A 13,078-nucleotide genomic window follows, 5' to 3' on the forward strand; every position below is an offset into this window, starting at 1 on the left:
ATGTTGCGTGCCCTGTGGCTGAGCTGTCTTGTTTTTACCAGTGGTGCTGCGCTGGCGCAGCAAAGCTTGCGCACCGTCGAGCTGCGAGCCGGCATGTATCGCATCGAGGCGGAAGTGGCCTCCACGGAAAAGCAGCACGAGATCGGCCTGATGCATCGCGCCAGCATGCCCGCCCATGCCGGGATGCTCTTCGTGTTCGATCAGGCGCAGGAATACTGCTTCTGGATGAAGAACACTCAGATTCCTCTCTCCATTGCCTTTCTGGATGAGGCCGGCAAGATCGTGAACATTGCCGACATGCAGCCGCAGAGCGAGGAAAACCACTGTGCGGCCAAGCCCGTGCGCTATGCGCTGGAGATGAATCAGGGCTGGTTCAGGAGCAAGGGCATCAAGGCAGGCTCCAGCATCCAGGGGATCAAATGAAAAAAGCGCCCAAGGGCGCTTTTTTCATGGGGTGCTGAAAGCTGTTAGCCCTTGCGGGCGCCACCGAGCAGGAAGGCGACGCGTGATTTCTGTTTGCCCTCTGGCTTGTCCTCCGGCGCAGCTTTTGCTGCGCTCGTTGAGCCTCCGGTGCCGCCTTTGGCAACGTAGGGGGCGCTGAAGTCAAAGCCGTCCGCAGCGATCTGCGGCTTGCTGGCAGGTTTGCTGGATGTACGGGGCGGGCGGGGCCTGCTGCCGGGTTTGAGTTCGCTGGCGCTGTCGTAGGGGCGGTTAAAATCAAAACCGTCCTCGGTGACCTGAGCGCGCGGGCGGCCGTGGCCGTTGCGATAGCGACGTAGTTCTTCAACCGTAGTTTCCGGGCCGTAGCCGGGCACTTCTTGCTGGGTGATCTTGAGCTTGATGAGCTTTTCGATGGCCACCAGCTTGTAGTTCTCTTCCGGCGCCACCAGTGACACAGCGGCGCCCTGCTTGCCGGCACGGCCGGTGCGGCCGATGCGGTGTACGTAATCTTCCGGCGTACCGGGGATCTCGAAGTTCACCACATAGGGCAGGTCATCCACATCCAGTCCGCGTGCGGCTACGTCGGTGGCCACCAGCACGCGGATCGCACCGGACTTGAAGGCTTCCAGCGCTGCGCTGCGCTCCAGCTGGCTCTTGTCGCCGTGGATGGCGTCGGCCGAAATGCCTTCCTTCTGCAGGTGGCGGGCCAGGCGCGCGCAGCCGAATTTGGTGTTCACGAACACGAGGGTCTGGCCCAGGCCATCCGCGCCGGCATTCAGGATGTCGGCGAGCAGGTCGCGCTTCACATGGCTGGAGACCGGGTGCACCAGGTGGGTGATGTTTTCGGACACGGCGTTGCGGCGTGCCACTTCGATCAGCTGTGGCTGGCGCAGCATGGTGTCGGCGAGCTTCTTGATTTCGTCCGAGAAAGTGGCCGAGAACAGCAGGCTCTGGCGCTTGGCCGGCAGCAGCGCGAGGATGCGGCGGATATCCGGGATGAAGCCCATGTCGAGCATGCGGTCGGCTTCGTCAAGGATCAGGAATTCAACGTTCTGGAGCAGGATGGTCTTCTGCTCGACGTGATCGAGCAAACGGCCCGGCGTGGCGACCACGATCTCGATGCCGCGCTTGAGTTCGGCCACCTGAGCCTTCATGTCCACGCCGCCATAGATGCAGGTGGAGCGTAGCGGCACGTACTTGCTGTAGGTTTTGACCGACTCATGCACCTGCACCGCGAGTTCGCGGGTCGGGGCGATGATCAGCGCACGCACCGGATGCTTGGCCGGCGAGGTGCTGGCGCTGGCATAGGGTTGCAGGCGTTGCAGCAGGGGCAGGGTGAAGCCGGCGGTCTTGCCGGTGCCGGTCTGGGCACCACCCATGACGTCCTTGCCGGCCAGCACGACCGGGATGGCCTGGGCCTGGATCGGTGTGGGCTCGGTGTAGCCGGCTTCGGTGACGGCGCGCAACAGTTCGGGGCTGAGCCCCAGATCGGCAAAACTCATGGATGCAGGTGGCCGGGCAGCAGGCGCGGCAGGTCTCGGGTCATTGAAGCTCGCGAGTATACCCGCCTCACTGCGCTAACGTCTTGACGGTTTTGGAGTTTCCACCACCGGGACGTGGATTTTCGCCAGGTAAGCGGTGACTTCCTCCCGGTCGTGATAGAGGTGGCGGATGCGCAGCACATAGCTGTCGCCATGCAGTTTGAAGCGCGCGTCGATCACCTGGCGGCACTTCTTCAGCTCCTCGAAGCGCTTCTTCATGGGCAGCTTGAGGTTGAAGATGCAACGCTTGGCCTTGCCGGAGGCGATCCAGTCCGACACCAGCTGGGCCACGCGGGCCGGCTGCTCGACCATGTCGCAGACCAGCCATTCGACTTGTTTGCGCGGCGCGCGCCAGGAGAAGCCGTCGGCCTTCACATGTTCGACCATGCCGGTGGCGACCAGTGAGTCGGCCAGCGGGCCGTTATCGACGGCGAACACATGCATGCCGCGCTCGGCAAACTGGAAGCTCCAGCCGCCCGGCGCGGCACCGAGGTCGACCGCGTAGAGGCCTGCCTTGAGGCTCTGGGCGCGTTCTTCCTCGGTCATCAGCGCGTCGAAGGCTTCCGCGAGCTTCAGCGTGGAGCGGCTTGGCGCATTGCGCGGCATGCGCAGGCGGGCGATGCCCATCGGCCAGGGCGATGCGTCTTCTGGGCGCGAGAGGCCCAGGTCAACCTGGCTGGAGTCTTTGAAGAACAGGTGCAGAGTGGGCAGCTCCGGCTTGTTCTCGCGCAGGAAACCGGTGGCCTTGAGATGGCGTTCGATGTGCGGGATGAAGCGCTTGAGAAAGCCTGCCAGCGATTTGGCGTCGTTGGTGTCGGCCGTTTCGACTTCCAGGCGGCCGAAACGTACGCCCTGGCCGAGGATGGTCTGCACCAGCGGGGTCACGCGGTCGTCTTCCGGCATCTCGGCGACGCGCTCGATCCACACGCTGCGCTGGCGGGTGAAGACAAGGGCGTGGAAAGGAGCCACTTCAAGGGCCTCCTTCCAGTCGATCAGTTCGTCAAACACGTAGTGCACGCTGCCTGCGTTCGGCGCGGTGCGGGCGCGTCCGCTGATACCGGCGTGCTTGGCCAGCAACTCGGCCTCGGCGGCGCATTCATTCTCGAAGCCGGGACGGCACAGCAGGATCAGGCCCTTGGCGGTGGGGGACATCGTGGTGAAACCGGAAATTTTCTCAGCCCGGATGGTAACGGAATGAGGCCGTGGCTGCAGGAGTGAGCGTGCTGGCCAGCGCCAGCTGTTGCCGGATGGCCTCTGCCTGCTGGCGCAGGGCGCTGGCGAAATCCTCGCTCAGCGGGGTCGAAGGGCGGTACTCGGGGCGCACCAGACTGACCCGGAAGGGGATCGAGATCGAGAAGGGGCGCAGGACCAACGCGGCGCTGGCGTATTCGAGGGCACTGAGCGGATTGACGATGGCCAGCCCGAGGCCTTCGCGCACCAGGGCGCAGACTGAAGCGGCGGTTTGGGTTTCGAGCTGCAGCCGGCGCTCCACGCCTAGTTCGCGGAACACGCTGTCGAGCTGGCGGCGGTAGGGGTCGCCAGGGGCGAGGCTCACGAAGGGCTGGCCGGCGAAATCCTGCGGGCTGAGCCGGGCTTTGGCGGCAAGTGGATGCGCGGCGGGCAGTACGCAGACCTCGTCGGCTTCGAGCAGCACTTCGAGGTGGGTGCCGGGCGGTGCCGTGTCCTGCTCGGTGAGGCCCAGATCAAAGCGCTGGGCGCTGAGCCATTCCTCCAGCAGCGGTGATTCCGCCGGGGTGATGGCCAGATTGACGCCCGGATGCAGGGCCAGAAAGTGGCGGCAGGCTGCAGGCAGCAAGGCCTGGGCGAAAGCCGGCACACAGACGATGGCCAGCGAGGCGGCGGAAAATTCACGCAGTCCGCTGGCGGTGGCGACGATGCGCTCGAGGCCGAGCCAGGAACGCTGCACTTCTTCGAACAGGCTCAAGGCGCGGGCGGTGGGCTGGAGGCGGCCACGCACCCGGTCGAAGAGGGCGAAGCCGAGCAATTGTTCGAAGCGGGCGAGATCGCGGCTGACGGTGGGCTGTGAGGTGAACAGGCGTGCGGCAGCGGCGGTGACGCTGCCGGCCAGCATCACGGCCCGGAAAACCTCGATATGGCGATGTTCGATATTCATGTGCGCTCCTGGTCGGCACGTTTGCGCGCAGCGCGCAAAAACTCCTGCAGCAGCGGCCCGCTGTCGAGCAGGCCCTGATCATGGGCGGGATGGAATTCCGGGTGCCACTGTACGCCGTAGACGAAGCTGCTGCCCTCCCAGCGGATGGCTTCCACTACGCCGTCCACGGCGGAGCGGGCTTCAATGTGGAGGCCGTTGCCCAAGCGGTTCACGGCCTGGTGGTGGATGCTGGAGATCCGGGCGCTGAGGGCGTTGTGTGGATAGAGACGGGCGAGCAGGGAGTTTTCGCTGAAGGCGACCGGATGGGTGTGGGCGTCGTAGGCCTCGGCATCCACATGGCGGATGGCGTCGGGCAGTTGGGTGCTGATGTCCTGATACAGGCTGCCGCCGAAGGCCACGTTGAGCAACTGGCAGCCGCGGCAGATGCCCAGCACTGGTTTGCCCTGGAAAATGCATTCCCAGATCAGATCCAGTTCGTAGAGATCGCGCACACGGTCGCCACTCCATTCCGGGCGCAGCGGGAATTCGCCGTAGCTGTTGGGGCTCACGTCCATGCCGCCCTGCAGGAGCAGGGCATCGATGGCATGCACATAGTCGCGCAACTGTATGGCCGAGCGGTGCAGGCTGCTGGCCCCTTCCACGGTCGGAATCATGAAGGCCAGCGCGCCTTCGGACAGTACCCAGTGGGCGATGTTCTGCTCCAGGTATTGCAGGGTCTTGTTGCGAAAGCCCAGCTCGGCCGGCGGCTTGTGCATCAGCCGGGCTGAAATGCCGATGCGCAGGGGCTGTTTGCGCAGCGCCGGCTTGAGGCCGGCTGCCTGGCCCGGCCTGCTTGCCGCAGTCACGGCGTGTCACGCCACTTGCGGGCCTGCTGCCAGACCAGGTCTGGCAGCGAGCCCTGGCGGGCATACACTTCGCGCATCCAGCTGGCATCGTTGCCCGTCTGCAGGGCGCTGCGCAGCGAGGCGAGCAGTTCGCTGGTGCCCAGCTCGGTTGCATGCGGGGCCAGCAGCTCGAAAGTCGCGAGAATGTCCTCGCGCAGCACCAGGCGCTGCTGGCTGACCGGATCGAGCAGGCCCCCATCGAGGCCGAAACGGGCGGCCTGGAAGCGGTTGAAGGTGTACACCGCATACAGCGCTTCGTTGATGACGAAGGGGCGCTCGACCAGCAGATAGCGGCACAGGGTCTGGGCGTAGGCCGTGAGTTCGGTGGCGCGGCGCACGGTGAGCGGGGTGTCACAGATGCGGATTTCGACGGTGCCGAATTCAGGCTTGGGCCGGATGTCCCAGTAGAAGTCCTTCATGCTTTCGACCACACCGGCGGCCTGCATGGTTTCGTAGTAGGTGACGAAATCATCCCAGCGATGCACCAGCGGTGCCCGGCCCGAGAGCGGGAAGGCCGACACGGCGGTCAGGCGCGAGCTGTCGAAGGCCGTGTCCACGCCCTGATAGTAGGGCGAGGCGGCGGACATCACGATGAAGTGCGGCAGATAGCGCGACAGGCTGTGAAGCAGGAACAGCGCTTCGTCTCCGTTCGGGCAGCCGATGTGGATGTGCTGGCCGAACACCGTGAACTGCTTGGCGAGATAGCCATACATTTCGTTGAGCTGGTGAAAGCGCGGCTTGTCGAAGATCTTGCGCTCGGCCCAGTGCTGGAAGGGGTGAGCGCCGCCGCCGCTGATCAGCAGGTTGAGGCGGTCGGCCGCCGCCAGCAGGGTCTGGCGGATGTCATCGAGTTCGGCGCCGAGTTCCGTGCAGCTGTGGTGCACCGAGGTCGATACCTCGATCATGCTCTCGGTCATCTCAGGCTTGAAGTCGCCACGATGCGGCTTGCGCTCCACCAGCCCCAGTAGTTCGCTGGCGCCGCCGGTGAGATCGCCGTCGAGGCGACTGATGATCTGCAGTTCGAGTTCGACGCCGAGGGTCAGTGGCGTGGAGGCGGGAAAATCGAGGCTACTCATGTCGGGTCTCCGGCTTCGTTGGCGCGGCGCAGGGCAAACTGCAGCGCGGGCGGGGCGAGGAATTCCATGATCAGCAAGGCTGTGAGCACCACGGCGGCCAACTGGCCGCCCAGCTCAGGCCATACCAGGGCGGTGCGTTCGGTCCACAGCAGGGCCGCGCCGGACATCGGCAGCATGCCGATCGCCAGCAGCGAAGCCTTGCGCAGCGACAGGCCGCTCGGGCGGGCAAAGGCGAACACGGCTACGCCCTTGGCCAGTGCGCGCGCCGCGAGCAGACCGATGGCCGGCAGGGCCGCGCTGGCGAAGCTGTCCGGGTTCAGCAGCGAACCGGTGGCGACGAACATTACGATCAGTGCGACCCGGCTGAGCAGGCCGAAATCCATCGGCTGCAGGCGATGTTCGCGATCCAGGCTGCGGCTCAGGATGCCTGCCATCAGCATGGCCAGCACCACCGAGAGATCGAGGGTGTGGGCCAGCGCCACACTCACCATGATCACTGCGATGGCGGCCAGGGTCTGGCTGTAATGGCCCACGCGAATCCTTGCCAGCAGGCGCAGCACGGTCCAGGCCGCAAGCGCGCCGAGCAGTGAGGAGCCGGCCACCAGATACAGGGGATGCAGCAGGATGGTGGTGAGTGGTGCGGCCGTCTCGCCATGCAGCACTCCGTAGCACACGCCGAGGATCAGGAAGCTGTAGCAGGTGGATAGCGCCGCGAGCAGGCCCAGGCGATCGGTGACCTGGCCGCGGGCTGCGCAATCCTTGCTCACGGCGAGGATCACGATCGGCCCGGTTGAGCAGGCGATGGCGCCGATCAGCACGGCTAGCATCGGTGGCTGCTGGAACAGCAGCATCAGTGCGGCCACGGCGACAAAGGCCAGTGCGGATTCGGCCAGGCTGGTGACCAGCAGCCAGGGATTGCGCCGCAGCCAGCCCAGATCGATGCGCTGACCCAGCTCGAAGAGCAGCAGCGCGAAAGCGAATTCGAAGATCTGGTGAGCGACCGGACGCAGCCCGGTGAGGCTGGGCTCATCGCGCAGCAGGCTCAGTAGCACGCCGGTGAAAATGTAGGCGCTGATGCGTGGCAAGTGCAGACGGCTGAAGAGCTCGCCCAGGGCGATGGCAAGGAATAGCAACAGGCCGAACAGGAGCAGGGGATGGGCTTCGGGCGGCCAGGCGGGAAGGAATGGCAGGGCTTGCAGGGGCTGCAGAATCTCCATGAGGTGGGTTCCCTTCGTGGATGGCGTGAGCGCGGATGATCGCCGGCGCGGGTGAAAAGCTGGCTGCGCGCGGACTGCGGTTTTATGGCAGTGCTGCCGGAGCGGCACTGGAAGTCTGACGCGGCTGAGGCCCGAGGGTTCCCTGATTGATGGTTTGTATATCAAAAACGGATTGATTGTGTATTTTTAAGTATTTTACTGAATTGAATTTGGGTGACATGCTTCGCCCCTCTTCAGCCGCTGCGGCCATTGCCCGCAACTGCGGCAACTCGACGGAGTTTTCTGCATGCAAAAGCCTTTGGACCAAGCCCGCCTGGGCCGCCTCGCCACCGAATTCGGCACCCCGCTGTGGCTTTACGATGCTGCCGTGATTCGCGCGCGCATCGCCGCGCTGCGCGCCTTCGACCATATCCGTTTCGCGCAGAAGGCCTGCTCGAACACCCACATCCTGCGCCTGATGCGCGAAGAGGGCGTGGTGGTGGATGCGGTGTCGCCGGGCGAGATCGCGCGCGCCTTGGTCGCCGGCTTCAGCTCGAAAAATGGCAAGAGCGAGATCGTGTTCACCGCCGATCTGGCTACCGAAGAGACGCTGGATCTGGTGGTGCGCGAAGAGATCCCGATGAACGCCGGCTCGATCGACATGCTGCGCCAGCTCGGCGCCAAGGCCCGCGGCCACCGCGTGTGGCTGCGCATCAATCCGGGCTTCGGCCACGGCCACAGCAACAAGACCAACACCGGCGGCGAGCACAGCAAGCACGGCATCTGGCATACCGACCTGCCGGCGGCACTCGCCGTGATTGCCGAGTTTGGCCTCAAGCTCGTCGGCCTCCACATGCACATCGGTTCCGGGGTGGATTACGGCCACCTGCAGCGAGTCTGCGGTGCGATGGTGCAGCTGGTGAAAGACGCTGGGCAGGACATCGAGGCCATCTCGGCCGGCGGCGGCCTGTCGATCCCCTATCGCGACACCGATGCGCAGATCGATACCGCTCACTACTTCGGCTTGTGGGACGCAGCGCGCAAGGAAGTCGAGGCTCACCTCGGCCATCCGGTGAAGCTGGAGATCGAGCCGGGCCGCTATCTGGTGGCCGAATCCGGTCTGCTCGTGAGTGAAGTGCGTGCCACCAAGGACGTGGGTTCAAACCACTTCGTACTGGTCGACGCAGGTTTCACCGAACTGGTGAGGCCAAGCATGTATGGCAGCTATCACGCCATCAGCGTGCTGCCGCGCGATGGTAGCGATGTGGCTAAGCGCCCGTTGCGCGAGTCCGTGGTGGCCGGCCCGCTGTGCGAATCCGGTGACGTGTTCACCCAGGCGGAAGGCGGCGTGGTCGAAACGCGCAGCCTGCTGGCCGCTGAGGTGGGCGATCTCTTGGTGCTGCACGACACCGGCGCCTATGGCGCGAGCATGTCCTCGAACTACAACAGCCGCCCGCTGATTGCCGAAGTGCTGCTGGAGGGCGAGGCTGCGAAGCTGATCCGCCGCCGCCAGACGATGGACGAGCTGCTGGCACTGGAGGCTTGATCTTGGCCTGTAGGTGCGGCTTCAGCCGCACACCGGGCTTGGCGGCGGACTGAATCAGCTCTGCATTCGAGGCTGGCTTCAGTCGCACGCCGACCCCGTGCCTGTTGCCCTTCGATCAGCGTGTGCTGCACAGGCGGGGCGTTTTATCCCCGCGCTGACCGCAAGGCGTCTTCGCTTCGGGGTTTGGGTGAGGTGTGCCGTCGTCATCCATGCGTGCTTCCACCGCATCCCAACTCACGACGCCAGCCTTGTCGAGCGTGAGGCGCAGCAGCCAGCCGGTGCGGCCGGGGGCCTCGTCAAAACCGTCAAACACGAAGTTGCCGAGGCTGTAGATGACCGGCTTGCCACGATAGATCTCGGCGCCTTGCGTGACATGCGGATGCCCGCCGACCACCGCATCGGCGCCGGCATTGATCATCAGGCGGGCGAGCTGGCGCTGGCGGGCGTCGGCTTCGCGCACGTTTTCCCAGCCCCAGTGCATGAAGGGGATCACCAGATCGGCCCCGGCCTTGCGCGCGGCGCGGATGTCAGCCACGACGCGGCTATCCTCGCTCCACGCAATGCCGGGCCAGTCGGCACCTGCTTCGAAGCTGCGCGGCTTGTACTCGTTGTAGGCGAGCACGGCGATCTTCAGACCCTTCTGTTTGATCCACAGCGGGCGATGCGCTTCGGCCAGATTGCGGCCGCCGCCGAAATAGCGGATGCCTGCTGCGTCCAGTAGCGTCATGGTTTCGACGAAGGCGGCCTGACCGTAATCGCCAGAATGGTTGTTGGCCAGCGACACCGCATCGAAACGCCCTTGCAGTGACCTCAGTACGGCCGGCGCCGAGCGGAAGGTGACAATCTTGCTGGCGTTGGCCTTGCCGCTTGTGGCGACCGGGGTTTCGAGATTGCCGATGCGGTAGTCCGCCTGCCGCAGGATGCTTTCAAAAGGCTTGAGCGGATCGCCGCCGCGCGCGATGAGGCGCCCGGGGCCGTCGTCGAGCATGAGGTCACCGGCGAAGACCAGACTCAACGTTTCCGCAGCGTGTACGGAGCCGGTAAGCAGTAGCAGACAGGCGAGCAGGCGCTTCATCGGTGAGTCTCCCGGGGGCCTTGAATCTCGCACCAGTAGACCAGCTCGCTGTCGCGGATCGGTTCATACACACGCTGTTCGCCGGTGAAGCCGAACTTGCCTTGCGAACGCGTGGCGGCCGGGTAGGCGTAGCGCGCCACATGCAGCGGCAATGGGCCATCCGGGTGGTCGGTGAGGCTGTAGAGCTTTACTTCCGTGGGCTCGAAAACCGGCCGGAACAGGAAGTAGGAGCCGATGGCGAGCGGCTTCTGCGTATAGGCCGTCTGTGCGCTGGCGAGCTGAGGCTGCCGGACGCTGCGGGTTTCGCCGCCGTAGCTGTAATGGCAGACCAGCTCGGGTGAAGCGGCTATGGTCGTCTGGCAAGCGACAGCCAGCAGCAGGGCTGCGCACCTCACAGGAAGCGATCCAGCAGCTTGCGCGAGTGGCGATCCAGATCACCCAGTTTGCGGATCATGAATTGAATGCCATGCGCATCGGCAATCAGCAGGATGCCGCCGGGCAGGCGGCGGATGTCTTCTTCGCCCTTGAGCACGAAGCTAGCCGTGCCGCGATCCGTTTCCACTTCCCAGGTGCTGGGCGTGGCGAAGCTGGAGACTGTGTTCAAGCGCTGGATCTCGGGCATGAACTCGCGCGTGCTGAGTTCTTCCTCGATCAGCGCGCGTAACTCAGCCGGCACCCAGGCGAGCAGTTCGATCCAGGCGACTTCGTGGCCTTCCGTGCTCATCAGCGCAATGCCTTCGAGTGGCGCAGAGATCGGGTTGGCGCGCACGGGCGTCACGCCTTCATGGCGTACGCCATTGGCATCGGTGAGTACGAGCTGGCCGAAGGCGTTGCGTTCAAGCTTGAAACTGACATTCAGCGGGGCGCTCATGCTTCGCCTCCTTCGAGAAGATTCTGTTCGGCATTGCGCAGCTGGGCCTGATACAGGCGCCAGTAAGCGCCCTCGGCGGCCATCAGTTCATCGTGGTTGCCGACTTCGACAATCTGGCCACGGTCCATCACCACCAGGCGATCCGCCTTGCGCAGGGTGGACAGGCGGTGGGCAATCGCGATGGTGGTGCGGCCTTGTACGAGGTTATCCAGCGCGCGCTGGATTTCCTTCTCGGTCTCGGTATCCACGGCCGAGGTGGCTTCGTCCATGATCAGGATCGCCGGGTCGATCAGCAGCGCCCGGGCAATCGACACCCGCTGGCGCTCGCCGCCGGAGAGGCCCTGGCCGCGCTCGCCGACGATGGAATCGTAGCCTTGCGGCAGCCGCAAGATGAACTCGTGAGCGTGGGCGGCGCGCGCGGCGGCGATGATTTCGGCGCGGGTGGCTTCGGGTTTGCCGTAGGCGATGTTCTCGGCGATGGTGCCGAAGAACAGGAAGGGCTCCTGCAGCACCAGACCGATATTGCGGCGAAAATCGGCGATGGCGACGCTGCGGATGTCCACGCCGTCGATCATGATCGCGCCTTCCGATACGTCGTAGAAGCGGCAGATCAGGTTGACCAGCGTGCTCTTGCCTGAGCCGGAATGGCCGACCAGACCGATCATTTCGCCAGGCTTGATGTCCAGCGAAAGGTTGCGGATCACTGAGCGGTTGCCGTAGCGGAAACCGATGTCGCGCATCTGGATGCTGCCTTGCACGCTGGGCAGCGGCACCGGTTTCGTTGGCTCGGGCACGCTGGAGACGTGATCGAGAATATCGAAGATGCGCTTGGCACCGGCGGCAGCCTTTTGCGTCACCGAGACGATGCGGCTCATCGAGTCGAGTCGGGTGTAGAAGCGCCCGATATAGGCGAGGAAGGCCACCAGCACGCCGACCGTGATGTCGTTGTGTGAGACCTGCCAGATGCCGAAGGCCCACACCACGAGCAGACCGATTTCGGTGAGCAGGGTGACGCTGGGTGAGAACAGCGACCAGGTTTTGTTGATCTTGTCATTCACCGCCAGGTTGTGGGCATTGGCTTCGCGAAAACGTTGGGTCTCGCGTTTCTCCTGCGCGAAGGCCTTCACCACGCGGATGCCGGGGATGGTGTCGGCGAGGATGTTGGTGACTTCGCCCCACACCCGGTCGATTTTTTCGAAGCCAGTGCGCAGGCGGTCGCGTACGGTGTGGATCATCCACATGATCAGCGGCAGCGGCAGCAGGGTAACGATGGCCAGCCAGTGATTGATCGAGAACAGGATTGCCGTGGTCATGGCGATCATCAGCACATCGGTGATGAAATCCAGCGCATGCAGCGAGAGGAATACGCTGATGCGGTCCGATTCCGAACCGATCCGCGCCATCAGGTCGCCGGTGCGCTTGCCGCCGAAGTATTCGAGCGACAGCTTAATCAGATGCTCGTAGGTGGTGGTGCGCAGATCGGCCGAAATGCGTTCGGACACCAGTGCCAGAATGTAGGTCTTGGCCCAGCCTAGCAGCCAGGAAAGCAGGGCAGCGCCGAAGAGGCCGGCGAGCAGCTTGATCTCGAGCGCGGTATTGATGGGTTGGCCGTTCTGGTAAGGAATCAGCACCTTGTCCATCAGCGGCATGGTCAGATAAGGCGGCACCAGCGTGGCGGCGGTGGCGCCAGTCATCAGCGCGAAACCCGAGATCAGCTGCCAGCGGTAAGGCTTGGCGAAGCGCCACAGGCGGAACAGGGTCCAGGTGGAAGGCGCTTCATGCAGCTCGCGCGCGCAGATCGGGCATTCGTCTTCGCCCGGTGGCAGTGGCGCCTTGCAGGTGGCACAGACTTCTTCTTCCGGCGTGGCCGGCGGCTGGCCGGTGAGGAGCGCTTCGATATGGCGCTCGAATTCGCTGATCAGCCTCAGTGCAGCGAGGTTCTGGCTCAAGGTGTAGCGCCAGTGGGCGAGGCGGCCACTGGCATCGACCAGTTCCAGCGAGCCGACGCCGGCATGATCCGAGTGGCGTAGGGTGAGGCTGGCTGCGAGCGGCCACTCCTGCCAGGATTGGTCCGGGCTGCAGGCCAGCAGGCGGCGGGGCGTGAGCAGCAGCAGGCCACGTGCAAACTGCAGGCGGGCGTCGAGATCCAGTTCAAGTACGGCCAGTACGGTTTCACCGGGCATCAGGCGGGCGAGGGCGTCGGCTTGCCAGATGGCAGGGAGCTTGGGCTCGGAAATCGGCAGCAGCATTGTGTTTGTCAGGTGCAGTGGTGTCAGTTTTTTGTCAGCAGCGGGCCGGATGCGGGGCGCCGGCC

12 protein-coding genes are annotated in these 13,078 nt (G+C 64.5%); 2 read left to right on the forward strand and 10 right to left on the reverse strand.

Annotated elements, in window-relative coordinates:
- Window positions 1-423 (forward strand): DUF192 domain-containing protein, encoded by a 423-nt coding sequence (locus C0V76_RS14220; RefSeq protein ID WP_101943279.1) that lies wholly within the window; start codon window positions 1-3, stop codon window positions 421-423.
- 44 nt (window positions 424-467) lie between these two features.
- Here C0V76_RS14220 and C0V76_RS14225 read toward each other — a convergent pair whose 3' ends face one another.
- The 6 genes from C0V76_RS14225 to C0V76_RS14250 form a co-directional block, all read right to left on the reverse strand.
- A complete protein-coding gene (locus C0V76_RS14225) occupies window positions 468-1,943 on the reverse strand; it encodes a DEAD/DEAH box helicase (RefSeq protein ID WP_101943280.1) in 1,476 nt (491 codons plus the stop codon).
- 75 nt (window positions 1,944-2,018) lie between these two features.
- Window positions 2,019-3,134: a 23S rRNA (cytidine(2498)-2'-O)-methyltransferase RlmM gene (gene rlmM, locus C0V76_RS14230; protein ID WP_101943281.1), complete on the reverse strand. Its 1,116-nt coding sequence runs from the start codon at window positions 3,132-3,134 to the stop codon at window positions 2,019-2,021.
- Window positions 3,135-3,156: 22 nt separating this feature from the next.
- Window positions 3,157-4,116: a LysR family transcriptional regulator gene (locus C0V76_RS14235; RefSeq protein ID WP_101943282.1), complete on the reverse strand. Its 960-nt coding sequence runs from the start codon at window positions 4,114-4,116 to the stop codon at window positions 3,157-3,159.
- The gene (locus C0V76_RS14240) at window positions 4,113-4,961 is read right to left on the reverse strand and encodes a gamma-glutamyl-gamma-aminobutyrate hydrolase family protein (RefSeq protein ID WP_254048252.1); all 849 of its coding nucleotides are present in this window, start codon (window positions 4,959-4,961) and stop codon (window positions 4,113-4,115) included. The genes C0V76_RS14235 and C0V76_RS14240 overlap by 4 nt, the downstream gene beginning before the upstream one ends.
- Entirely contained in the window at window positions 4,958-6,076 is a 1,119-nt protein-coding gene (locus tag C0V76_RS14245; protein WP_101943283.1) for a YbdK family carboxylate-amine ligase, read from the reverse strand. Before C0V76_RS14245 ends, C0V76_RS14240 begins: the two co-directional genes overlap by 4 nt.
- A complete protein-coding gene (locus C0V76_RS14250; RefSeq protein ID WP_101943284.1) occupies window positions 6,073-7,293 on the reverse strand; it encodes a cation:proton antiporter in 1,221 nt (406 codons plus the stop codon). The genes C0V76_RS14245 and C0V76_RS14250 overlap by 4 nt, the downstream gene beginning before the upstream one ends.
- Before the next feature lie 286 nt (window positions 7,294-7,579).
- Between C0V76_RS14250 and lysA the strand changes: the two genes are divergently transcribed.
- Window positions 7,580-8,818, forward strand: a complete 1,239-nt coding sequence (lysA, locus tag C0V76_RS14255) for a diaminopimelate decarboxylase (RefSeq protein ID WP_101943285.1) — start codon at window positions 7,580-7,582, stop codon at window positions 8,816-8,818.
- A gap of 115 nt (window positions 8,819-8,933) precedes the next feature.
- Here lysA and C0V76_RS14260 read toward each other — a convergent pair whose 3' ends face one another.
- Genes C0V76_RS14260 through C0V76_RS14275 form a run of 4 tightly spaced genes read right to left on the reverse strand, consistent with a single transcriptional unit; the run spans window position 8,934 to window position 13,013 of the window.
- Window positions 8,934-9,893, reverse strand: coding sequence for a CapA family protein (locus C0V76_RS14260; RefSeq protein ID WP_101943286.1), 960 nt, complete (start codon window positions 9,891-9,893; stop codon window positions 8,934-8,936).
- The gene (locus C0V76_RS14265) at window positions 9,890-10,288 is read right to left on the reverse strand and encodes a hypothetical protein (RefSeq protein ID WP_101943287.1); all 399 of its coding nucleotides are present in this window, start codon (window positions 10,286-10,288) and stop codon (window positions 9,890-9,892) included. The genes C0V76_RS14260 and C0V76_RS14265 overlap by 4 nt, the downstream gene beginning before the upstream one ends.
- A complete protein-coding gene (locus C0V76_RS14270; RefSeq protein ID WP_101943288.1) occupies window positions 10,285-10,764 on the reverse strand; it encodes a DUF1854 domain-containing protein in 480 nt (159 codons plus the stop codon). The genes C0V76_RS14265 and C0V76_RS14270 overlap by 4 nt, the downstream gene beginning before the upstream one ends.
- Window positions 10,761-13,013 (reverse strand): ABC transporter ATP-binding protein, encoded by a 2,253-nt coding sequence (locus C0V76_RS14275; RefSeq protein ID WP_101943289.1) that lies wholly within the window; start codon window positions 13,011-13,013, stop codon window positions 10,761-10,763. Before C0V76_RS14275 ends, C0V76_RS14270 begins: the two co-directional genes overlap by 4 nt.
- Window positions 13,014-13,078: the final 65 nt, after the last annotated feature.

Origin of the sequence: Uliginosibacterium sp. TH139, assembly GCF_002855595.1 — a bacterium.
In the GTDB taxonomy this organism is placed as follows: Bacteria; Pseudomonadota; Gammaproteobacteria; order Burkholderiales; family Rhodocyclaceae; genus Uliginosibacterium; species Uliginosibacterium aquaticum.